The following is a 21,551-nucleotide window of genomic DNA, read 5'->3' on the forward strand; positions in this document are numbered from 1 at the left end:
TGCCTCACTCGTGTGCAAGTGCCTTGTCATCCGATCACTCCGGACGGTGGCACGGCAGGCCCGCTGCCCCATGCGGCATCGTCCCGGACCAGCAGGTCCGCGCTCGATCGTTCCTTCTTGTTCTCGTCGTCGTCCTCGGCCTCGGCGGCCTTGGCTTCGGCCTCGGCCTTGGCTCGCGCCGCTTCCCGCTCGGCCAACTCCTCCGGTGTCATCTCGGGGCCGCCACACATGAGTGGTCTCGGCTCCTGCTCCATCGCGCTGTTCTCAGCCCATTTGGCCTTGCGCCAGGTGTCGTAGCCGGGATCAGGTGCGGGACGGCCTTCCCACGGTTCGCTGTCGCGCAACGCGTAGTCGGGAGCCTTTCGGTCCCCTTCCCGCTCACCGTCGGCAGCCGTGGTGACCGGGAACGGCACGAGCCACGGCAGACCGCCCGCGGGCACGTCCCACGCGCTGGTGTCCTCCCCGCCGTCCGGCCGGATGACCGGAACGTGGTCCTCCGGTGGCTCAGGGATTTCGTCGGGTTCGTCGGGTTCAACGGCGGGAACGGACGGCACGACCGGCACAGCGGCAAGGGGCAGCCAGTCCCGCTGGCCTGCCGCTGACTGGTCCGCGGTGGACGGTGTGCTGTCCGGCCACGGTCCACCCGCGACGGTGCCCTTGGGGGCGTCGGGGTCACCGGTGTTGGTGTCGTTGGTGTCCCAGGGGTGGTCGCCCGTCTCGATCAGGTCGGCGGTGTTCGTGCGCTTGGCGTCCGGACCACCCGTGCTGACCGGGACCACGGGCATTCCACCCGGCACGGGCACAGCGCCCCCAGGCGCCTCCGGCCCGCTCGTCTCGGAACCGTTGCTCAGCCACGGCTTGTCACCGCCGTGGAGCAACCCGGAGGCGTCCGAACGCTCATTCCCCTGGTTGTTGCCACCCGCGGGCGGCTGCACCGGGGGAACCATCGGCATCCCACCAGGCAGCGCCACAGCACCGTCAGGTGCCTTCGGCTCACCCAAGTCGGGACCGCTGCTCAACCACGGCTGGTCGCCGCCGTCCAGCAACCCTGAGGCGTCCGAACGTTCCGAGTTCGAACCCTGACCGGCAGGCGGCTGCACCGGCGGCACCATCGGCATCCCACCAGGCGGCACCTGCGGCACACCAACCTCGGGACCATCGCTCTGCCACGGCTTGTCGCCACCGTCCAGCAGACCGGAGGCATCCGAACGCTCGTTACCGGAGCCTTGACCACCAGCAGGCGGCTGCACCGGCGGCATCATCGGCATCCCACCGGGCGGTGCCTTCGGCTCGCCAGTCTCAGGACCATCGCTCAACCAAGGCTTGTCGCCACCATCCAGCAACCCAGAAGCATCCGAACGCTCGTTACCGGAGCCTTGACCACCAGCAGGCGGCTGCACCGGCGGCATCATCGGCATCCCACCAGGGGGTGCTTGTGGCCCACCGATCTCGGGCTTGTTGCTCTGCCACGGCTTGTCGCCGCCGTCCAGCAGACCGGACGAATCCGAACGCTCATTGCCCTGGTTGTTGCCGCCCGCAGGCGGCTGCACCGGCGGCATCATCGGCATTCCGCCGCCGCGGTCCTGGTTACCTCCTGGCGTCGGGCCGCCGCCGGGTGGCGACCACTGGTTCGGGTTCGATCCGGGCGGTGGCTGGCTGCCAGGTCCCTGACCGACCGGAGGTGGCGGCGCGCTGCCACCGGGCGGCGGCACACTCCCCCCAGGCGGTGGAACCTTGCCCCCAGGCGGCGGCACGCTGCCACCGGGTGGCGGCACCTTGCCCGGTGGTGGGACGTTGCCCGGCCCTTTGCCGTCCCCACCTGGGTTCTGCTGCTTGTTGCCGCCAGGGGGCGGCGGCACAGGCGGGGGCACGGGTGGCGGCGCCTTGGGCGGCGGCGCGATGGGTCCGGGGCCTCCCGGACCGCCACCAGGCGGCGGCACGCTGCCCGGTGGTGGGACATTGCCCGGCGGCTTGCCACCGGGAGGCGGCGGAGCGGGTGGCGGCTTGCCACCGGGTGGCTGCTCCATCTGGTTCTTCATCTGGGGTGGCGGCTTGCCACCGGGCGGCTGCTCCGTCTGTGTTTTCACCTGCGGCGGCGGCTTTCCACCACCGGGTGGTGGCGGCGCCCCGACGGGCGGCGGCACCGGCGGCGGCTTGGACCCACCGGGCGGTGGCTGGGTCTTGTTGTTCGGCGGTGGCGGCGCGTTCTGCTTGTTGACCGGCGGAGGCGGCCCTTGTTTCCTGTCAGGCGGTGGCGGCCCCTGCTTCTTGTCCGGTGGAGGTGGTCCGTTCTTCTTGTCCGGCGGGGGTGGCCCGTTCTTCTTGTCCGGTGGCTGGGGTTGCGGTTTCGGTTGGGGCTGCGGCTCCGGTTTCGGTTTCGGCGGCGGGGGACCACCCATGCCCGGCGTGATCGGCGTGATCTGCTTGACCGGGTCCGGTTCGAAACCGTGGTACTTGGCGGAAAGGGGCTTGATGATGTTCCGCATCGCGGTGTTCATCGACTCGACGAGTTCCTTGTCGTCGCTGATCCGCACCAGGTTGTTGTCCATGAGGAGGTCGGACCCCTGTTGCGCCCGCCACTGGGCGACCTGGGCGTAGTAGCGGTCGATCTTGTCCACCTCGTTGCGAGCCCAGTCCAGCCACTCGCCGTCGTTGTAGAGTTCGTTGACGGCATGGAACTTGGCGTCGGAGCCACCGAACCGGTCACCGTTCGCTTTGATGTTCTGGGCGAGGGTCTGCATCTTCGCCAGGAACTCGTCGGCGGCCTTGCCCTTCCACGAGCCGTTCTCACCAGCCACGGCCTTCGCCTGGGCGACCAGGTTGTCGGCGACCGAGTGCAGCGTCTGCTCGACGTTCGAGAAGATGTAACTCGCCTGGTAGAGCGTGCGCGGATCGACGATCTTGTACGCTTTCGCCCACAGCGCGTCGGTGGACAGCGCGGCGCCACCCCACAGCGCGGCCTTGATCTGCTTCCAGTGCCAGGTGCCGACGTCCTCGTTCTCCGAGGAAGCCTTCCCGTCAGCCTTGGCGAAAATGGCGTGCTCGTCGACCGGATCGGACTCGAAGATGCCGTTGTCGAAGCCCTTCGCGCCGCCCTCTTCAACCTTGTTGCCTTCGGGCATCGGCCGTCACAACTCCCCTGGAGAACACATCTGGACGAAAGCAGCCGGACTGGAGAAACCGGCTGGACTACTTCGGCTTGCCCGTGTTGTTGTTGATGTAGCTGAACGGCTCGTTCATCACAGCGGTGAGCTTGTCCGCGGTGAGGTTGTTCAGCTTCTCGACGGAGTCGTACTCCTTCACGAGCTTCAACACCGTTTCCTGGATCTGCCGGAACTCGATCTCGAGACCGTGCAGGTAGCTGTCGGTCTCACCCTTCAGGCCCGTCGCAGGCGACGTGCCATTCACCCTTTCACGCAATTGAAAACCCTTGGGAAAAGCACCAGGAAGAATGTTCACATCCTTCAGGTGTCCCCGCGAATGAGAGATCATGTCACGCAGGGCGAGCATGTTCGCCGCGAACTTCTGCAACGCCGCCGTGTTGACGCTGACCGCGTCCTTGCCGACGTTCTTCCCGTCAGCGCCACCGGGCACCGGCGGCGGATCTTCCTTCTTGTACTTGCTCGGATCCTTGTGCTTGTCGTGCGGCCCCTTGCCATCCGGCTCCGGAGAGTGCTTCGGCCCTTCGACCTCACCCTTCGCGTCCCTGGAGAACAGCGGGTCGTCCTTGTGCTCCTCGGTGACCTTGTCGAGCTTCGTCCGCGTCGTGAAGACATCCTTGAAAGCCGGGTCGTCCTTGGGCTGGAACCCGGCCTTCGCCATGCTGCCGAGCGCGTGCAGCAGATCCCGGTCCCGCTCCGTCAGCCAGCCCTTCTCGACGAAGACATCGACCTTCTCCCAGTTGATGTTGTTGTTCTGCTTGTAGAGATCGCTGGCTATCCAGTAGTCGAGTCCAGCCTTGCCTTCAGTAGCCACGAGCACACCTCCCTGTGGATGTCAGTGCGGCACGGGGGCCACCGGGGGCCGCGCCGCCCGGTGGCCCGGCCGCGTACGCCGGATCGGCGGGTCAGCGCCCCGCGCCGTTCCAGATCTGCTGGGCGCGCTGCTCGGTCGTGCCGTAGTTGTCCGAGATGGACAACAGGGTCTGCCGACCGGCCTCGAGGTAGATCGGCATCTGCTGGGCCTGCTGGTTCCACTCCGCCTTCGCGGCGTAGTAGGCCTGCTGCGCGGCACCGGTCCACTCCGCCAGCGTCTTCTCGACCTGGGCTTCCATTTCGGTGAGGGCGGTCTTCACGCGGTTGTTGATCGCGTTCATCTCGTCGAGGGTCATGTCCGCGACGTTGAAGTCGAACCTGTAGTCGGACAACCTTCATTCCTTTCCAACCGACCCGGAACCGGGCGACGGCATTGGGAGTCCTGTGCGGAGGGAGATCAGACGCCGGGCAGGGTCGAGGCGAAGGACTTGGCCGAGTCGGCGGCGTGACCTTCGGCGCTCACGTAGTCCTTGGTGTTGACCCCCATGACCTCCATCATGTTGATCAGCTTGTTGATGATCGCCTGGAAGGACTTCTCCCAGTTGTCCATCGCCGCGTTGAAGCTGGTCGACGCCTGTCCGGTCCAGCTCGTCTGGAGGGTCGACATCATCGAGTTGACCCGGTTGAGGTCCTGGGTGAACTCCGTGGCGCGGTCGCTGAAGATCTGCGCAGCCTGCTGCATCCCCGGCTGCGTCGTCTGAACCTTTGGGAAGCCTGCCATTAGGGAACTCCTCCGGTTGTTGGCGGACCCGCGTGCATGGCCGTACGACCAACCCCCTGGGTGCGGGCGATCACCAATCTGACAGCGGAGCAGTCCATCGCCCAGTCCAACCGCCTTCCTCTGCCCGAACGGATCTCGCGGTTGCCCGTTCTGACACGTCACGCTTCCCCACGAGCAACCCGATGCCTGAACAGGCGTTATACATAGGGAAGGTTCTGCCCGAATGGAGCGAGAGGTGTCGAGGGCACATGACCCTGAGTGCCGGTCGCGACTCGGTGCGGGTCCAGATCGAGAACAAGGTCGTGTCCCTGGTCAACGTCGAGCGGGCCAGGCGCGGGCTCGGCCGGTTGCGGATCGACGAACGGCTGCGCCGCTCGGCGCGGGGGCACAGCGAGGACATGGCGGAACGGGACTACTTCGCACACCAGGGCCCACGGGGCTTGTCGCCGTTCGAACGGATGCTGGCCGCGGGCGTCGAAGAACCCGCCGGGGAGAACATCGCCTGCGGGCAGGACACCCCGGCACAGGTCGTGCACGCCTGGATGCAGAGCGTCCCGCACCGCCGCAACATCCTGCACAAGGACTTCGGCACGATCGGGGTCGGCCTCTACGTCCACGCGGGGATCCCCTGGTGGACCCAGAACTTCGGCTATTAGGGCACGTGGGCGGGCTCGGGCAGGACCACTGAGGTTAGGCTCGCGGCATGCCGAACACGCAGTACGAAGACCTGCTCCGACACGTGCTCGAGACGGGCACGCGCAAGGGGGACCGCACCGGCACGGGCACGCGGTCGATCTTCGGTCACCAGCTGCGCTATCGGCTCTCGGACGGCTTTCCCCTGATCACGACCAAGAAGGTGCACTTCCGGTCGATCGCGTACGAGCTGCTGTGGTTCCTGCGTGGCGACGCGAACGTGACCTGGCTGCGGGACAACGGTGTCACGATCTGGGACGAGTGGGCAGCGCCGGACGGTGACCTCGGCCCGGTCTACGGCGTGCAGTGGCGGTCGTGGCCGACGCCGGACGGCGGGCACGTCGACCAGATCAGCGATGTCCTGCGCACGCTGCGTGAGAACCCCGATTCGCGGCGGATCATCGTGTCGGCGTGGAACGTCGCCGACATCCCCAGGATGGCGCTGCCGCCGTGCCACGCCTTCTTCCAGTTCCACGTCGCCGACGGCAAGCTCTCGTGCCAGCTCTACCAGCGCAGCGCGGACCTGTTCCTCGGCGTGCCGTTCAACATCGCGAGCTACGCCCTGCTGACCCACATGATCGCCGACCAGGTGGGCCTGGAGGTCGGTGACTTCATCTGGACGGGCGGGGACTGCCACATCTACGACAACCACGAGGACCAGGTCCGCACCCAGCTCAGCCGGGACGCGCGGGAGTTCCCCACGCTGAGCCTGAAGCAGGCGGACAGCCTGTTCGACTACACCTACGAGCACATCGCGCTCGACGGCTACGACCCGCACCCCGGTATCAAGGCACCGGTGGCGGTGTGATCGGCCTCATCTGGGCCCAGTCGGCCAACGGCGTGATCGGCCGCGACGGCACGCTGCCCTGGCACCTCCCGGAGGACATGAAGCACTTCCGCACCGTGACCGCGGGCACGACCGTGCTGATGGGCCGCCGCACGTGGGAGTCGCTGCCGCCCCGGTTCCGGCCGCTGCCCGGCAGGCGCAACCTGGTGCTGTCGAGTACGACGCAGGAGGGCGCGGAGACGTTCCCTGACCTGGAGCAAGCGCTGGCGGCGGTCTGCGGGGACGTGTGGGTGATGGGCGGCGCGGCCGTGTACGAGGCAGCGCTGCCTCGCGCGCAGCGGATCGTGATCACCGAACTCCGGGAACACTTCGACGGTGACACGTACGCACCGAAGGTGGACCGCGAGCCGGACGTCGTCGGGCCGTGGCAGGAGTCGTCGACCGGCCTGCACTACCGGTTCCTGAACTGGGGTTAGGCTGAGTACGCGCCCGACTTGATGTCCTCGAGCAGGGTCGGGCCGGTCGGCGTCCAGTCGAGCAGTTCGCGGGTGCGGGTGTTGGACGCGGCCGCGTCCAGTCCGAAGAAGCCGCCGATCCAGCCGAAGTGCGCCGCGACGTCCTCCGCCGCGACTGACACCGAGGGCACGCCGAGGTAGTCGCCGATGGCGGCGGCGATGTCGCGGGAGGGGATCCCGCTCTCCGCTGTCGCGTGCACCCGTGACCCGGCGGGTGCTTTCTCCAGAGCGAGGCGGACCAGGCGGGCCGCGTCCGTGCGGTGGACGGCCGCCCAGCGGGTCGAGCCGTCGCCGATGTACCCGGCCGCGCCGCGCTCCGCCGCGATCTTCGTCAGGACGGCGGTGAACCCGTAATCACCGGCGCCGTGGACCGTGGGGGCGAACCTCAGCGCCACCGGGCGTACCCCGCGGTCGGCGTACTCCAGCGCGAGGTTCTCGCTGCCGCCGCGCGGCGAGTCGGGGCCTTCGTGGGGTGACGGGTCGTCCTCGGTCAGCAGCCCTGAGGCGCTGGTCGTCACCCCGGAGGCGATCAGGAACGGCCGGTCGCTGCCCACCAACGTGTCGAGCATGCGCTGGACGACGGCGCGCTCGGCGCGTCCGGCACCTGCGACGTCGGTGAAGTCGTGTTTGAACGCAAGGTGGATCACGCCGTCGGCGGTCTCGGCGGCCGCGGCCAGGCTGTCGGGCGAGTCCAGGTCGCCCTGGTGAACGGTGGCGCCCTTGGCCCGTAGCGCCTCCGCTGCCTTGTCGGAGCGGGCGAGGCCGATGACCTGGTGGCCGCGGGTGAGCAGTTCGTCGGTGACAGCCGAGCCGATCCAGCCGGAGGCACCGGTGACGAAAACGCGCATGTGAGCTTCCCTTCGAGCTATGTCAGCGACTGACATCAACAGTAGCACGGTTCATGTCAGCGGCTGACATCACTAGACTGCCGGATCATGAGCCGCTGGGAACCGGACGCGCGAGGCCGGATGATCGGTGCCGCGATGGACCTGTTCGCCGAGCGCGGCTTCGACCAGACCACCGCCAGCGACATCGCCGAGCGCGCCGGAGTCACCGAGCGCACCTTCTTCCGGCACTTCAGCGACAAACGCGAAGTCCTCTTCGGCGGCTCGGAGGTCATGGAGAAGACCACCTACGACGCGACCCTGGCCGCCCCGGCAGACCTCACCCCGCTCGACGCCGCAATGGCCGGAATCACCGCGGCCAGCAGCCTGATCGGCGACCGGCGCGACTTCACCATCCGTCGCGCCCGGCTGATCACGGCGAACCCGAGCCTGCACGAACGAGAACTGTTCAAGCTCGCCACCCTGACGACAGCGGCCACCAACGCACTGCGGGAGCGAGGCGTCCCCGAACTCATGGCCAGCCTCGCCGCCCACTGCGCGGCGACCGTCTTCGCCGTCGCGTTCGAGCGGTGGGTGGCGAGTGCCGAGCCACTCAGCCTCGACGAGGAGATCAAGCAGACCGCGACGGTGTTGCGTTCGCTGCTGTGACCAAGACCGGCCGCAACGCACGGGCACCAGCGACGATCTGACCGCACAGCAAGCCAAGAACCAGTACGAGCGGACCTCGCCACGTCCCGGTGGAGCTGTGCAGCAGCCCGCACACCAACGCGCCGACTCCCGCGATCAGGTACCCCGCGCCCTGCACCAGCGCCGACAGCGCGGTGGTCAGGTCGACATCGCTGCCTGCCCGCATCGGGATCGCGGCCAACGCCGCAGCCAGTGAGCCGAGACCGATCCCGACCCCGATGGCGTAGGCCCATGGCGCGAACGCGGGCGCCACGAGCAACCCGGTCACCCCGGCCATGGTCGGCAAGGTCAGGCAGACCACGAGCGCGGTCTGGTTGTGCCACTGGTGAACCCATTGCGGCACAAGCCACATCATGGGCAGCCCCATCGCCATCGCCAGGGCGAGGCAGGACCCTGCCACCTCGGGCGACAGTCCCGCGTCCCGCAGGATCGCGGGAAACCAGCCCATCACCAGGAAGGTCACGGACGAGATGAGTCCGAAGTAGAGCGTCAAATTCCGTGCCGCGGCCGAGCGAACCAGCGACCACGGCCGGACCGGGCGTGGGCCAGGGTTGGCGAACACCGGGCTGGTACGACGCCAGATCCGCACGGTGAAAACGGCGATCGCCGCCCATGCGGCCAATCCCACCTGCCACGACCACGTGTTCACGATCAACGGCGTCACCAGCGCCCCGACCGTGCTGCCCAGCCCCAGCGCCAACGTGTAGCAGAGGCTGAACCTCCTCGGCGAACCATCCGCCAGCACGGGGATCAGCGTGCCGACCACCGCGATCGCCAGACACGCCAACGCCGTTCCGGTCAACAGCAGAGCCGCGTCACCCAGGACTCTCGACAACAACGCGACCACCAGCGTGCCCAACGCCAAGGTGACCGTCCGGTGCACGCCCCACCGCGCGGTGAAGAACGACGTCATCCACCCACCGACCCCGATCGCCCACAGCGGCAACGCGACCAGCACCGCAGCCGTCGAGCCGTGGGCGACAGGGACATCCGGCAAGGACGCCCCGAGACTGGTCACCGCGGGCCGGAGGTTGAGCGCCAGCAGGAAGATCACCACCGCCGCGACCGGGGTGGTGTTGGTAACACGGGTATCGACCATGTCGCACGCTCCGCCTCGCCGGTGAGGTTCGGAGCGGTCCTGCCCCGTCCGCAGAATGCTGGCCAAGCCACCGCGGACAGACATCGGTCACATGACGTACATCTTCCGTTCGCCTGTAGTTCGCCTGTCAGATCGGGATCGACAACAACTCACGGCCACGATCACGCGTCCAGATCGCGGCCAGCACCGGGCTGACGAGCAGGGCGACCGGGGCGATGTGATCGACGGTCCGGGGACGCCACCGCGGCATCGCCTCGATCACCGCATGCCACAGCGCTTCCGGGTCGTCGGCGTGCTCGCCCAGCGCACGTTTGACCAGCATGTCGAATTCTGGGTTGCCGTAGTTCGGTTCCGTGTGGTCACGCCGGATCTGACCTGCGTCGATGGCCTCCCGGATCTCCGGCCGGTCACCGATGAGTGCCGACTGCAGGATCGAACTCCGGTATCCCGGAGACCTCTCCTGCTCCACGAAAAGCCACGGCAGCAACTCGTCGGTGAACAACGGGTCGGTCAGGAACCCCTCAGGCATGAAACCGGGGCGCAGCAGCCGACTGAACAACATCCCCGCCTGGTAGTCGTTGCCCAGCACGAGTTCGAGCTGGGCACGCAGGACCGTGGCGCGAATCCTGCCGAACTCCTCGGCCTGCGCGAGCACGGCACCGGCTCCGTCGACGTCACCCGCGAGCGCGTCCAGCCGCGCCTGTTCGACCTTGGCGTCCCACGAATCTCGAGTCGTCCCCGGGGGCTTGAGCATCTGGTGGAACTCGGCGTACAGGTCCTGCATCAACGCCGTGAACGACGCGAACCGAGACGGCGCCTCGGCTCGCCACGTGAACAGGCTGTACGCCGCCCACTCCCCGGCCTCGTCGACGTCACCCGGGTCGAGGAACAGCACTCCGGCGTCCGCTTCCAGCGAGATCATCAACCCGCGGGTGAACTTGTTGTCATCGTCGGGTTCGGGTTCTCCTTCGAGGCCTTCCCAGTCCCCTGCCCAGAACGGCTCGATGTCACGCAGCCAGCCGAGGTTCGAGGTGTCACGCAGGCGCCAGACGAACATCCCGGCGTTGCGCCAGCCGTCGGTCGTCAGCAGGAATTCCCGGTACGAGGGCGGGAGCCGCACACCCAGCCGGTCCTCCGCGGCGACGACAGCGGCCTCGTCGGCAGGCTCGAAGCCCAACCACTTGTCCCGCACCACCTCCGGCACCAGGTCTTGGGGGTCGGCACTCCGAACCCACTCCTCGCTCCACAGCCGCAACCACGGTCCCCAGTTCACGGCTGCCATTATGGCCTGTGCGACAAGGTTTTCACCGGGCACCCCGCCGGCATCGCCGTCCCTGTGGGCACGCCGGATCGCACCGATCCGGGCAGCAAGAGGCGCGACCGGGTCGACGACGTCCTCGCGCACGTCAAGAAGGCGCTGGCCCTGGTCGACGAGCTGATCGAGTTCCGCCACTCGGCGTACGGCTCCTTCCAGGACGTCCGCCGGTGGACCGTGGCCGATCTCGAGGTCGGCGCCCTCAGTACCGCGGTGAGCGACTACCAGCAACTCATCAACGACATCCACAAGGCGGCCAACCCGTGGCAGCGGTACCACACCGAGCTGCCGCAGCACGGGCAGGAACTGTTCACCCGGTACCTCGAACCGCTCGCCGGGATGGCGGTCCGCGGTTTCGGCCTCGACGAGAAGGTCATGGCGGAAGTCGGGTCACAGCTCCAGCGCCTGATGGCACCGACCGGCCAGCCCAACGACATCGAAACGCGGGCACTGCGGGCGGATCTGCTGATCGTCAACGGCGATCCGGAGCCCGCACTGTCCGAAGCGGACACGGTCCTCGCCTCGGCGCCCGGCAACCCGGTCAGTCACCTGCTGGTGGCCGTCGCACTCGTCAACCAGCTGGGGCGCGCCCACGCGGCGGTCGACCGGTTCGACCTCGCGATCACCGAACTGGACGAGGCGGCACAGGCCTTGCCGGACGACTCGGGGGTGTTCGACCGGCTCGCGGACACGCTCAGCGACATCGGCCTGTTCGACCCGGCCGCGAGAGTGGCCGAGCACGTCACCCGGTTGGCGCCCGACGAAGCCAACGCCTGGAACGAACTGGCCTGGGCGCTGCGCCACCACGACGTGCCTGACCTCGAACGTGGAGACAGCGATCCGCGAGGCGTGCCGACGTGACCCGGACCGATTGGGGTACCGCAAGAATCTCGCCGACCTGCTGCGGATGACCGACCGTGACCGCGAAGCACAGGCGATCTACGCGACCGTCCGGTATGAGGCGCACGCCCGACGTGCTCGTTGATCCCGTTGCCGGACCGGGATCCCCAGGTTCGCCGTGGCCTGCTCATCGTGGCCCGTACCGACCTGCTGCAAGCACGTCAGGACTACCCGCACCTGGCCGACGACCGGATCGACCAGGTGCTCACGTTCATGTCGGACACGATCGACGCACTGCCCGCGCCACCAAGGATCGGGGTGCTGCAGACGCTCAAACCCGCGTGACGACCTCACCGTCACGCACATCGGCGTGCACGGTCACCGGATCCGAGCTGGTGCCCCGAGCCCGGAGCACAGCGACCGCCACGGGCTCGGCCAGTGTCGTGCGGATCGCGCGCCGCAGCGCACGAGCCCCGTAGACCGGGTCGAACCCCTTGGCCAGCACCAGGTCCGCCACGGCGTCGGTCACCTCAAGGCTGATCCTGCGCCTGCTGAGGCGCCTGCTCAGCAGGTCGATCTCCAGTTTGGTGACGGCGTGCGCGGTCGTCTGGTCCAGTTCGGTGAAGACCGCCGTCTCGTCGATCCGGTTGAGGAACTCCGGGTCGAAGAAGTCACGGATCGCCGCGTGCAGCACGGTCCGGTCACCGCGAGCGGCCACACGAGCACCGGCACGACCGCGTCGCCACCAGACGCGGCCACGGCGGGCCAACTCGGCCGACCCCAGGTTGGACGTCATGAACACCAACGTGTTGCGGAACGAAAGCGTTTGCTGCCCCGAGGCCAGCCGCAGGGTGCCGGAGTCGAGCACCTGCAGCAACGCCCGCAACACCGTCGAGTGGGCCTTCTCCACCTCGTCGAACAGCACGATCCCCGGCCGGTACGCGTCACCCTCCACAGTGGTCCGGTCGAACAGGCTGTACGCCTCCTTGCTGCCCGCGTACCCGGGTGGCGCGCCGGAGAACGAGGCCGCGTAGTGCTCCTGCGCCAACGCGTTCATGTCGATGCGGCACAGGTCATCCGGTCCGGCGCGCAGCTCCGCTGCCACGCGCCGGACCAGTTCCGTCTTGCCGACGCCGGTCGGGCCGACCAGCAGCAGGTTCGCCAGCGGCCGGTCGGGGTCGTTGGCGCCGACCGCGCTGAGCGACAGCGCCCGTACCACGGCGGCGATCGCCGTGTCCTGGCCGAGTACGCGGGAACCGAGCCGTGCGGCGAGGCGGTCGGGGTCGAAGTCACGCCGCGGGGGTTTGTCGTTGTTGCGGCTCTGGTGCTGCTCGGCGAGGAACGGCATCGCTGGTTCAGGCCTCCATGGTCTTCTCGACCGGCAGGGTGCCGACTTCGCAACCGGCCACGCCGACCGTGTCCCGGGTGATCGCTTCGACGGTCTCGCGCGCCTTCTGCGCGTCGGTGACCCACAGCTTGTAGAAGTCGAACGGGCAGTCCGCCACACCGAGGTCGCCGTCACCGGCCGCGTGCACACCGGAGTAACCGCGGTGCAGGAGCTTGAACAGGTGGTTCTGGGACTGGTCGTAGCGGCGGGCGTCGCGGATCGCCGACAGGGACAGCTGCGCGTACTGGATGCCGTACTCCTCCTCGCCGGTCTCGCCGAGCGTGCGGCCGTCGAAGCCGATGATCGAGGAGTGGCCGAAGTACGAGTAGACGCCGTCGAACCCGGCGGCGTTCGCGACGGCGACATAGGTGTTGTTGGCCCACGCCATCGCTTTGGCCATCAGCACCTGCTGGTCCTTGGCCGGGTACATGTAGCCCTGGCAGCGCACGATCAGCTCGGCGCCCTTCATCGCGCAGTCGCGCCAGATCTCCGGGTAGTTGCCGTCGTCGCAGATGATCAGCGAGATCTTCATGCCCTTGGGGCCGTCGGTGACGTAGGTGCGGTCACCCGGGTACCAGCCCTCGATCGGGCACCACGGCAGGATCTTGCGGTACTTCTGGACGATCTCGCCCTGGTCGTTGATGAGCACCAGCGTGTTGTACGGCGGTTTGTTCGGGTGGTCCTCGTGCTGCTCGCCCGTGATCGAGAAGACGCCCCACGTGCGGGCTTCGCGGCAGGCGGCGGCGAAGATGTCGGTCTCGTCGCCGGGGACGGTCGCGGCGGTCGCGTACATCTCCTCGGAGTCGTACATGATCCCCTGCGTGGAGTACTCGGGGAACACCACGAGGTCCATGCCGGGCAGGCCGGACTTCATCCCGACCAGCATCTCGGCGATCTTGTGCGCGTTGGCCAGCACTTCCTCCCGGTTGTGCAGGCGCGGCATCTTGTAGTTGACCACCGCGACGCCGACGGTGTCGGGGCTGGCGGAAATGTCTCCGTGACGCATCAGTTCTCCTTGACCAGAACGGTGGAACGGTTGGTGGCGGGTGTGACGTCCCGCGCCAGCCACGCGGCCGCGGCGACGAGCAGCACAGCGATGACGGCGGCGATCACGGCCGGAGCCGCGCCGGACGGGTAGGCGCCGGTCAGCGCGAGGAAGGCGGGCAAGGTGCAGGTCGGCTGGCTGAGCAGCACGGTCGTCCAGCCGGTGAACCTGGTCAGGCCGGTGCGGCGCAGGCCGAGGACGAGGAAGAAGAGTGTCCACAGCAGACCCCACGCCAGCCAGATCACGCCGGAGGTCGGGTCGTCGAAGCGCCAGAACGAGATCCCGGCGTACACGACGGTGGTGACCGCGACGAACAGGCTGAACCAGCCGAGGCCCTCGGGGTCCAGGCCAGCGAGGTTGTTGATGCCGACGTAGAGATACGTGAAGCCGAACAGGTACAGCCCGGACGCGCCGAGGATCGCGTCGCTGTTCCCCCCGGCCTGGATGATGAGCACGGTCGGCGTCACGCACAGCAGTGCGCCGACGAACAGGTTGAGCACGGCGGCTGACCGGGCAGGGATCCGATCGAGCAGCATGAGGCCGTTGATCAGGAGTACCGCACCGACGTACAGCTGTCCGACGTAGTTCACCGCCCCCTCCGATCGTTTCAGGCGGAATAGATTCACATGAAACTAAATGGGGGCGTGGCCGTCGTCAAGACGTCCCCGCCTTGACACCAACTATTTCCATCCGAGATATTTCCGCCTGAACCAACCACGAGGCGGTGCACGGTGACTGACCACCACGTACACGAGATCGAAAATCTCACACTGGCCTGCGGCAGGACGCTGAGGCCCGCCCGGATCGCCTACCAGACCCACGGGACCTTGAACGCCGACAAGACCAACGCGATCCTCTACCCCACCTGGTACTCGGGGCGACACTGGGACAACGAGTGGCTGATCGGCGCAGGCCGGGCCCTCGATCCGGCCCGCTGGTTCATCATCGTGCCCAACATGCTCGGCAACGGCCTGTCCAGCTCACCGTCGAACACCCCGGTGCCCGACAACGGCCCGGCCTTCCCACCGATCCGCGTGATCGACAACGTCAACGCCCAGTACAAGCTGGTCACCGAGCACTTCGGCATCTCGACGCTCGCACTGGTGCTCGGCTGGTCGATGGGAGCGGGCCAGACGTACCAGTGGGCGGTCAGCCATCCCGAGATGGTGCAACGGATTCTGCCGTTCTGCGGGTCACCGCGGACCGCGCCGCACAACCGGGTCTTCCTGGACTCCCTGCGAGCGGCGCTGGAAGCTTCCGCGGGGTTCGACGGCGGCTGGTACACCACCCCACCCGCGCAGGGACTGCGCGCGTTCGCGCGCATCTACGCGGGTTGGGGTTTCTCCCAGGCGTTCTACTGGAACGAATGCTGGCGGGAGTTGGGCTACAGCTCACTGGAGGACTTCGCGGTGGGCTTCTGGGAAGGCTTCTTCCTGGACAACCGCGATCCCAACAACCTGCTCACGATGCTGGACACGTGGTGGCACGGTGATGTCGGTGCGACGCCTGGTTTCTCGTCCACTGAAGAGGCGTTGGCGTCGATCCGGGCGACCGCGATCGTGATGCCCGCCGAGAAGGACCTTTACTTCCCGCCCGAAGACGAGGCGTGGACGGTGTCACAGATGACCAACGGCGCCGAGCACCGCGTGATCCCCGGCGTGTGGGGGCATTTCGCGGGCGGTGGCGCACCTGGCCGTGACCCGCGCAACGCCGACACGACGTTCATCGACCAAGCCGTCGCCGAGTTGCTGGACCGCCCGTCCGGCATCTGACGGGTTACTTGGACTCGACCTCGCCGCTCAGGTCGGCCCAGGCTGTGCTGCCTGTGTTGTCGAGCGCGAAGAAGTCGAGGAGGTAGGCGGAGATCGCGTCCGCGACAAGGGCGACGCGGGCGGGATCCTCGTCGGTGGTCTCGGCGACTTTCTCCCCGGCGACGCCGCCCAGCGTGTGCTCGCCCTCGGCGATGGCGAGCAGGCTCTTGGGAGCCGGGCTGAGGCGGTAGGCGTCGGTGAACCAGTCCGGCCCGCGGGTGGACATCGCCGACTGGTCCTTGCCGCCCGCGACGACCAGCGCCGGTGCGGTCATGGTGGAGTAGTCCGGCCGCATGAACGGCAGGTGTTCGGCGGCGAACGGGGTCAGCGTGTCGCCGGTCCCGGTCGCCGCGATGAGCACACCGGCCTTGACCGCGGGATGGGTGAAGTCCTCCCCTGCCACGCCGTCCGCGTCGAAGACACGCGCGCCCAGCAGCGTGCCCACCGTCTGAGCGCCCCAGGAGTGACCGACGGCCGCGATCCGGTCGTGATCGACGCGGTCGCGCACGCCGACCGCCGCGAGGATGTCGCCAAGGTTGTCGAGGATCGCGTGCAGATCGGCGATGCGGACGCGCCAGATCGTGCCGAAGCGCGGGTCGTCGAACCCGATGCCGTTGCGACGGGAGTCCAGATGCGTGGGCTGCACGACGACGAACCCGGCTGCGGCCCACCGATCGACAAGCGGTTCGTATCCGTCCATGGACCACGCGTTGCCGTGTGAGAACACGATGACCGGGAGTTCGTCCCCCGAGACGGGGCTGGTGACCTTCACCTGCAGTTCGACGTCGCGATCAGTCGTGGCGACGGTGATGGGCTTGACCGCGACGACGCGCCGGTCGCCCAGGTTGACGGACATGATGACCTTGCTTTCAGATTAACGGAACGTTGTTCCGCTAATTTAGCGGAGCAGTGTTCCGTTTGCAACCGAGGTGCTCGGGTGACGCCGTCGGGATGACCGGCTGAGCCTGCGCCTACGAGCGGGGGAACTCCGCGTGGATGTCGCCGTCGAACAGGCGCCAGTAGAAGGCGTTCATCTTCGCGGCGGCCGGTGAGTGCCGGGCCAGGATCGCGGCTACGACCGGCGGCACGTCCGCTGGGATGTCGCCCGCGGCACACCGCAGCACGTATTCATTGCGGGCGACTGGGCCGCCGGTGGCAGGCGTCGGTACCCCGCAGACGTCGGTCACCAGCCAGTTGACCAGTCGCATGGCCGCGTAACCGGCATCGTGGGCCGCGTGGCGTTCGACGAAGTCGCGCTCGGCGTCCGACAGGTCGAAACGCGGCGACGTGGCCAACCCGAAGTCACAGAGGTGGATCCGCTGCCCGTCGGTGCGCAGGTTGCCGAAGTGCCCGTCCATGTGCAGCAACTCGCGGTCACGCAGGAACGCCACGATCTGCGCGAACTGGCGCTCGACCGCAGCGGCCTTGCCTGCCGGATCCTCGCGCAACCAGTCCACTATGGAGTGTGGGACGTATTCACAGAACAACACAAGGCTGCACGATGCGGCGGCCAGCGCTTCAAGACGGGCACGCACGGCCGGACTGCCGCCCAGAGCGGCGACAACCGCGTCGTGGTCAGCGTGTTCAGCCGCGATCGACGAACGGCCGGGGAGAACCCGCCAGTGGTGGAGCACCGGGAACGACTGCGTCTCACCGGCGAGGACAGCCTCGGTGACGATGACGTTCGCGACCAACTCGCGCCAGGCGTTGAATCCCGGGCTCACGACGCCGTACTGGCAGAAAACCGGCAGATCGAACAGGTTGGCGGTGGAGCCGGGGTTGGCGAGTTCGCGATCGGTCAGCGGGATCCGCTTGGCGAACACCGGCACGCCGCCGACATCGAGAACCACCGAGCCGCCGCCAACACCCACATCGTTCGCTCGCCCCTTGGCCAGCAACGCGGCGAGCTCGGTATCGTCGCACGAAGCCAGGAAAGCCGAGAGTTCGTGGTGCCTGACAGCCGTCATCACACGATCATGCCAGCTCAACAGGCTTGACGTCCCGTCCTACGTGGACATGACGGTCACAACCGGCGCCATAACCAGCGACACCCATGACCAGGCTCAATCCGAACAGGACAACGAGAGCAGCGGTCCAACTGCCGGTCGTGTCGTGCAGGACGCCGAGAAGAAGGGGCCCGGCCGCGGCGACGAGGTAGCCGACGGACTGAGCCATCCCGGCCAGAGCCGTGGTCTCACTGGGACCAGCGGACCGCAGGCTCTGGAAGCTCAGGGCAAGCCGTAACGATGTCAGCTATCGGCGCAGGCGATCCTTGAGCCACGTGTCCCACGGGCGTTCCTTGTCCTTGGCGAAAGGCGCGTCCATGGCCAGCCCGCGCGGGAAGAGCACTGCCGCTTCACCGGCGAAGCTGATTCCGATCGCGAGCTGGTACGGACGCGCTTCAGGGTGCATGCCGAGCTTCACGGCCACCAGCCCGTAACCCCCGGAAACCGCCACCCCCAGCACGAACAACGCGAGGCTCCACTTGGTGTACTTCTGCCAGAGTTCACCGTCCTTCTCGTAGAGCCTGACCGTGGCGCCACGTGCGGCGCCGAAGGCGAGGCCGATGACGCAGCCGCCGACCAGCCAGGCGATGTCGGAGCCGGTCAGACCGTCGAAGTTCACGACACCCACCACGCCGATGGTGATCAGCACGATGGGTGGCGCGAGCAGGTCACGCCAGTTCAGCGGCTCACCGAGGACCCTGAAGACCAGGACCACGACACAGCCGATGACCAGGCTCGCGAGCAGCCAGCCGTTCACTGTGGACTCCCCTTCCCCTCGGCACCGATTTAGCACGGCCGTGCTATATTAACACCGTGCCGAAGATCGTGATTCCGGAAGACCGGCGCAGGGCCGTCAGCGAAGCCGTTGCCCGACTGGTCAGCCAGGAGGGGATCGACGGCGCGAGCCTGCGCAACGTGGCCAAGGAGGCCGGGCTCGCCATCGGGTCGGTGCGGCACTACTTCGCCAACCACGAAGAGCTGATGATCTTCACCATGCGGGAGCTGGGTCAACGAATCGGCGCACGCATCGCCGCGCACGTCGACCAACTGCTCAACGCGGGACCCGAGGTCGACCGCCGAGCACTCGTCGAAACGCTGTTCGCCGAGTTCCTGCCGCTCGACCGGACGAGGTCTGACGAGGCCGTCGCGTGGCTGGCCTTCGTCGTCGCCGCGCGCACTCGTCCGGCATTGCGGCCCACCGCCGAGGAACAGCACCAGTTCGTCCGCACTCTCATCGACCGCACCCTGCGAGAGGCCATTGCGCGTGGCGGCCTCCCGCAGGATTTGGACGTCGAGGTCGAGACTTTGCGGCTGTCGGCGTTGCTGGACGGGTTGACGCTCCAGGCGCTCGTCTATCCGGAGTCGACCACGCCCGAGCTGCTGCTGGCCACCTTGCGCCGGAGCCTGGCTAGTTTCGGTACCTGAAGAGGATCCGGCCGCGGGTGAGGTCGTACGGGCTGAGCTCGACGAGCACCCGGTCATACGGCAGGATCTTGATGTAGTTCTTGCGGATCTTCCCGCTGATGTGCGCGAGCACCTTGTGCCCGTTCTCCAGTTCCACCGTGAAACTGGCGTTGCGCAGGCATTCGAGGACGATGCCTTCGATCTCTATGCCGCCTGATCTGCGTGCCATGGTGTCCTCCTTTCGCCGTTCAGTGCCGAACCAGTTCGATGTTGCTGCTCACGCGCTGGGCACCGGCGCCGTCGAACAGCGCGATGGCCGCATCGTTGGATTCGTTGACCTCCACCCAGGCCGATTCGATTCCGCTGCGGCGCAAGGAGTCCAGCACGTGACCCAGCAGCGCACGCGCGATGCCGCGACGCTGGTGCTCGGCTTTGACGGCGATCAGCCCGATGCGTGGCTGACGGGTCGCCGCCGCCACCCGGACGAGGCCGACGTATCGGCCGGAAGATGTTGCCACCGCGTACTTCGAGGGGTGGATCGCTGGGCGGGGCAGGATCTCGGCTGGCATCTGCTGCCAGCCGACCGTGGCTTCGACCTCGGCACGGATCACGCCGTCCAACTCGCGGAGAAGGTGTTCCTCCGACTCACCCGCCGCCAGGATCGTCACGCCGCCAGGGGGTGATGACACAGCCGCAGCCGTGGGCAGGAGGTATTCCCATTCGCGGCGCCGGATCGTGAACCCGGCTCGCTGCCAGCGGGCGGTCAGGTCGCCGTCGGCTTCGTCGACCACCGTGTACAACGGCGACGGCAGATCTGCCAGCATCCGGGTCGCGAGGAGGTCGAAGACCTCCTCGTGCCACGAGTCGATGCTGAGGAAAACGCGGCCGTCGGGTCGGGTCGTGGCGTCGCCGTCGGCGACTACCCGGTCGTTCGCCACGGCCTGCCACTGGTTGTCAGTGACCCGCGTGACCACTACGTCCGTTTCCGACGGGAAACGCGCGGAATTCATAGGTTGTTGCCTTTCGGGAGCGCATTGTCGGCGCTCCCGGCGACACCTGGATCAGTCGCGCGACCGTGACGAGGTGGGGAGCACCCACGTCGAAACATCGTTCATGGGACTCACCTCCTCCAGTGGTGTCACGGCTTCGCGCACGTTACACGCCGACCACCGCCGCGCCCAGTCATTTACTGGCGGTGGAAGAACGCGCTGATGTCGGCGGCCAGCAGCTCGGGTTCCTCCATCGCCGGGAAGTGGCCGCCGGACTCGAACTCCGACCAGTGATCGAGCTGCCCCGCCGGGTCGACCAGGGCGCGGATCGTGTCGTCACCGGCGAAAACGGCGTATCCGATCGGCACGGTCGGTCCCCACGCGGCCTGGTCCCCCTCTTGGGCGGCCATCTGGCGGTACACCTGCATGCCCTCGTAGACCGCGTGTGCCGAGGAGATCCCCGCCTGGGTGAACCACGCGATCGTCACGTTGGTGAGCACCTGGTCGATGTCCACCTTGTCCTGCGGCAGTTTCGACGCCGGGAATGTCCACTCCTTGACCTTCTCCACGATCCACGCCAGCTGGGCGATCGGCGAGTCGGTCAGGCCGTAGCCGACGGTCTGCGGCCGGGTGGCCTGGATGTGCAGGTACCCGAGACCGTCGAGCTGGAGCTGGTTGAAGTGCTCGGCTCGCTGAAGGTCCCGGCCGGACAGGTTCCCGGTGTCGATCGGCGGCCCGAACGGCATGGCCGGGGACGTTCCGCTCAGGTGCACGCCGATGACGTTCTCGGCGGCGACCACGGGCATCAGCAGGGACACGCCTGAGCCCGCGTCGGTGCCGTGCACGGCGTAGCGGGCGTAGTCGAGGCGGCGCATCAGCTCCGCCCACGCGCCCGCCACCCGGAACAGGTTTCCCCAGCCCGGTTCGTTGACCGGGGTGGAGAAGCCGTAGCCGGGCAGTGCCGGGACCACGACGTGGAAACCGGCTTCGGTCAACGGCTGGATCACCTGGGTGAACTCGAACGGCGAACTGGGCCAACCGTGGGTCATCAGCAGCGGCACGGCGTCCGGCTTCGGCGACCGCACGTGCAGGAAGTGGATGGCCTGGCCGTCGATCGTGGTGGTGAACTGCGGGATCTCGTTGAGCTCGGCCTCACGGGCCCGCCAGTCGAACTCGCCGATCCAGTACTCGGCGAGCTCCTTGAGGTAGTCGACCGGCACGCCCCTGGCCCAGTCGCCGCCCGCGGGGTGGTGTGGCCAGCGGGTGCGGGCCACGCGGTCGGTCAGGTCGTCGAGGTCGGTCTGCGGGATGGCGATGTGGAACGGCCGGATGTCCTGTGTCATGGCAACCACGCTATGAGCCAATGCGGCAAG

The 21,551-nt window shown here is 67.6% G+C and carries 26 protein-coding genes; 10 read left to right on the plus strand and 16 right to left on the minus strand.

Annotated features, from left to right (window positions below):
* Positions 1-26: 26 nt before the first annotated feature.
* The 4 genes from ALI144C_RS58675 to ALI144C_RS16565 form a co-directional block, all read right to left on the minus strand.
* Positions 27-3,122 carry a hypothetical protein gene (locus ALI144C_RS58675; protein ID WP_076988021.1) on the minus strand — a complete coding sequence of 1,032 codons (3,096 nt, stop codon included), beginning with the start codon at positions 3,120-3,122 and terminating at the stop codon, positions 27-29.
* 67 nt (positions 3,123-3,189) lie between these two features.
* Positions 3,190-3,975 carry a hypothetical protein gene (locus tag ALI144C_RS16555; RefSeq protein ID WP_076988022.1) on the minus strand — a complete coding sequence of 262 codons (786 nt, stop codon included), beginning with the start codon at positions 3,973-3,975 and terminating at the stop codon, positions 3,190-3,192.
* 91 nt (positions 3,976-4,066) lie between these two features.
* Positions 4,067-4,366, minus strand: a complete 300-nt coding sequence (locus tag ALI144C_RS16560) for a WXG100 family type VII secretion target (RefSeq protein WP_076988023.1) — start codon at positions 4,364-4,366, stop codon at positions 4,067-4,069.
* 65 nt (positions 4,367-4,431) lie between these two features.
* Positions 4,432-4,755, minus strand: coding sequence for a WXG100 family type VII secretion target (locus ALI144C_RS16565; protein WP_076988024.1), 324 nt, complete (start codon positions 4,753-4,755; stop codon positions 4,432-4,434).
* 248 nt (positions 4,756-5,003) lie between these two features.
* Between ALI144C_RS16565 and ALI144C_RS16570 the strand changes: the two genes are divergently transcribed.
* Genes ALI144C_RS16570 through ALI144C_RS16580 form a run of 3 tightly spaced genes read left to right on the plus strand, consistent with a single transcriptional unit; the run spans position 5,004 to position 6,711 of the window.
* On the plus strand, positions 5,004-5,411 hold the full coding sequence (locus ALI144C_RS16570) for a CAP domain-containing protein (RefSeq protein ID WP_202818970.1): 408 nt from the start codon (positions 5,004-5,006) through the stop codon (positions 5,409-5,411).
* A gap of 47 nt (positions 5,412-5,458) precedes the next feature.
* On the plus strand, positions 5,459-6,256 hold the full coding sequence (locus tag ALI144C_RS16575; protein WP_076988025.1) for a thymidylate synthase: 798 nt from the start codon (positions 5,459-5,461) through the stop codon (positions 6,254-6,256).
* On the plus strand, positions 6,253-6,711 hold the full coding sequence (locus ALI144C_RS16580) for a dihydrofolate reductase (RefSeq protein WP_076988026.1): 459 nt from the start codon (positions 6,253-6,255) through the stop codon (positions 6,709-6,711). Before ALI144C_RS16575 ends, ALI144C_RS16580 begins: the two co-directional genes overlap by 4 nt.
* Here the strand turns inward: ALI144C_RS16580 and ALI144C_RS16585 are convergent.
* Positions 6,708-7,598 (minus strand): SDR family oxidoreductase, encoded by an 891-nt coding sequence (locus tag ALI144C_RS16585; protein WP_076988027.1) that lies wholly within the window; start codon positions 7,596-7,598, stop codon positions 6,708-6,710. The genes ALI144C_RS16580 and ALI144C_RS16585 overlap by 4 nt on opposite strands.
* Before the next feature lie 87 nt (positions 7,599-7,685).
* Here ALI144C_RS16585 and ALI144C_RS16590 point away from each other — a divergent pair, with 87 nt between their 5' ends.
* Positions 7,686-8,243: a TetR family transcriptional regulator gene (locus tag ALI144C_RS16590; protein WP_076988028.1), complete on the plus strand. Its 558-nt coding sequence runs from the start codon at positions 7,686-7,688 to the stop codon at positions 8,241-8,243.
* Here ALI144C_RS16590 and ALI144C_RS16595 read toward each other — a convergent pair.
* A complete protein-coding gene (locus ALI144C_RS16595) occupies positions 8,206-9,381 on the minus strand; it encodes an MFS transporter (protein ID WP_076988029.1) in 1,176 nt (391 codons plus the stop codon). The two genes, ALI144C_RS16590 and ALI144C_RS16595, sit on opposite strands and share 38 nt — an antisense overlap.
* A 127-nt stretch (positions 9,382-9,508) precedes the next feature.
* Positions 9,509-10,654, minus strand: coding sequence for an SMI1/KNR4 family protein (locus ALI144C_RS16600; protein ID WP_168211268.1), 1,146 nt, complete (start codon positions 10,652-10,654; stop codon positions 9,509-9,511).
* Between the two features lie 63 nt (positions 10,655-10,717).
* Here ALI144C_RS16600 and ALI144C_RS16605 point away from each other — a divergent pair, with 63 nt between their 5' ends.
* From ALI144C_RS16605 to ALI144C_RS16610, 3 genes are read left to right on the plus strand one after another with little or no spacing between them, the layout of a single operon-like run.
* Positions 10,718-11,557 (plus strand): tetratricopeptide repeat protein, encoded by an 840-nt coding sequence (locus tag ALI144C_RS16605; protein ID WP_076988031.1) that lies wholly within the window; start codon positions 10,718-10,720, stop codon positions 11,555-11,557.
* A complete protein-coding gene (locus ALI144C_RS55475) occupies positions 11,523-11,681 on the plus strand; it encodes a hypothetical protein (RefSeq protein ID WP_168211269.1) in 159 nt (52 codons plus the stop codon). Before ALI144C_RS16605 ends, ALI144C_RS55475 begins: the two co-directional genes overlap by 35 nt.
* On the plus strand, positions 11,678-11,881 hold the full coding sequence (locus ALI144C_RS16610; protein WP_076988032.1) for a hypothetical protein: 204 nt from the start codon (positions 11,678-11,680) through the stop codon (positions 11,879-11,881). The genes ALI144C_RS55475 and ALI144C_RS16610 overlap by 4 nt, the downstream gene beginning before the upstream one ends.
* Here the strand turns inward: ALI144C_RS16610 and ALI144C_RS16615 are convergent.
* The 3 genes from ALI144C_RS16615 to ALI144C_RS16625 are packed head-to-tail and all read right to left on the minus strand — an operon-like array spanning position 11,868 to position 14,558.
* Positions 11,868-12,884, minus strand: a complete 1,017-nt coding sequence (locus ALI144C_RS16615) for an AAA family ATPase (RefSeq protein WP_076988033.1) — start codon at positions 12,882-12,884, stop codon at positions 11,868-11,870. The genes ALI144C_RS16610 and ALI144C_RS16615 overlap by 14 nt on opposite strands.
* 7 nt (positions 12,885-12,891) lie before the next feature.
* Entirely contained in the window at positions 12,892-13,929 is a 1,038-nt protein-coding gene (locus tag ALI144C_RS16620) for an aliphatic amidase (RefSeq protein WP_076988034.1), read from the minus strand.
* Positions 13,929-14,558, minus strand: coding sequence for an AmiS/UreI family transporter (locus ALI144C_RS16625; protein WP_076988035.1), 630 nt, complete (start codon positions 14,556-14,558; stop codon positions 13,929-13,931). Before ALI144C_RS16625 ends, ALI144C_RS16620 begins: the two co-directional genes overlap by 1 nt.
* 141 nt (positions 14,559-14,699) lie before the next feature.
* Between ALI144C_RS16625 and ALI144C_RS16630 the strand changes: the two genes are divergently transcribed.
* Entirely contained in the window at positions 14,700-15,740 is a 1,041-nt protein-coding gene (locus ALI144C_RS16630) for an alpha/beta fold hydrolase (protein WP_076988036.1), read from the plus strand.
* A 4-nt stretch (positions 15,741-15,744) separates the two neighbouring features.
* Here the strand turns inward: ALI144C_RS16630 and ALI144C_RS16635 are convergent, their stop codons facing one another.
* Together ALI144C_RS16635 and ALI144C_RS16640 are read right to left on the minus strand one after the other, a co-directional pair.
* Entirely contained in the window at positions 15,745-16,635 is an 891-nt protein-coding gene (locus ALI144C_RS16635) for an alpha/beta hydrolase family protein (protein WP_076988037.1), read from the minus strand.
* Between the two features lie 115 nt (positions 16,636-16,750).
* On the minus strand, positions 16,751-17,746 hold the full coding sequence (locus ALI144C_RS16640) for a serine/threonine protein phosphatase (protein WP_076988038.1): 996 nt from the start codon (positions 17,744-17,746) through the stop codon (positions 16,751-16,753).
* Between the two features lie 49 nt (positions 17,747-17,795).
* On the opposite strand from ALI144C_RS16640, the gene ALI144C_RS55480 reads away from it, so the two are divergent.
* Complete coding sequence (locus ALI144C_RS55480; RefSeq protein ID WP_168211270.1) at positions 17,796-18,023, plus strand: hypothetical protein; 228 nt, start codon at positions 17,796-17,798, stop codon at positions 18,021-18,023.
* A gap of 9 nt (positions 18,024-18,032) precedes the next feature.
* On the opposite strand, the gene ALI144C_RS16650 is transcribed toward ALI144C_RS55480, so the two are convergent.
* Positions 18,033-18,542, minus strand: coding sequence for a DUF1453 family protein (locus ALI144C_RS16650; protein ID WP_076988039.1), 510 nt, complete (start codon positions 18,540-18,542; stop codon positions 18,033-18,035).
* Between the two features lie 56 nt (positions 18,543-18,598).
* On the opposite strand from ALI144C_RS16650, the gene ALI144C_RS16655 reads away from it, so the two are divergent.
* Positions 18,599-19,210: a TetR/AcrR family transcriptional regulator gene (locus ALI144C_RS16655; protein WP_076988040.1), complete on the plus strand. Its 612-nt coding sequence runs from the start codon at positions 18,599-18,601 to the stop codon at positions 19,208-19,210.
* Here the strand turns inward: ALI144C_RS16655 and infA are convergent.
* From infA to ALI144C_RS16670, 3 genes are all read right to left on the minus strand, one after another.
* Positions 19,194-19,418 carry a translation initiation factor IF-1 gene (gene infA / locus ALI144C_RS16660; protein WP_076988041.1) on the minus strand — a complete coding sequence of 75 codons (225 nt, stop codon included), beginning with the start codon at positions 19,416-19,418 and terminating at the stop codon, positions 19,194-19,196. The genes ALI144C_RS16655 and infA overlap by 17 nt on opposite strands.
* Before the next feature lie 19 nt (positions 19,419-19,437).
* Complete coding sequence (locus tag ALI144C_RS16665) at positions 19,438-20,199, minus strand: GNAT family N-acetyltransferase (protein WP_076988042.1); 762 nt, start codon at positions 20,197-20,199, stop codon at positions 19,438-19,440.
* A 176-nt stretch (positions 20,200-20,375) separates the two neighbouring features.
* Complete coding sequence (locus tag ALI144C_RS16670) at positions 20,376-21,521, minus strand: epoxide hydrolase family protein (protein WP_076988043.1); 1,146 nt, start codon at positions 21,519-21,521, stop codon at positions 20,376-20,378.
* Between the last annotated feature and the right edge of the window lie 30 nt (positions 21,522-21,551).

Source organism: Actinosynnema sp. ALI-1.44 (assembly GCF_001984155.1).
Classification (GTDB): Bacteria; Actinomycetota; Actinomycetes; order Mycobacteriales; family Pseudonocardiaceae; genus Kibdelosporangium.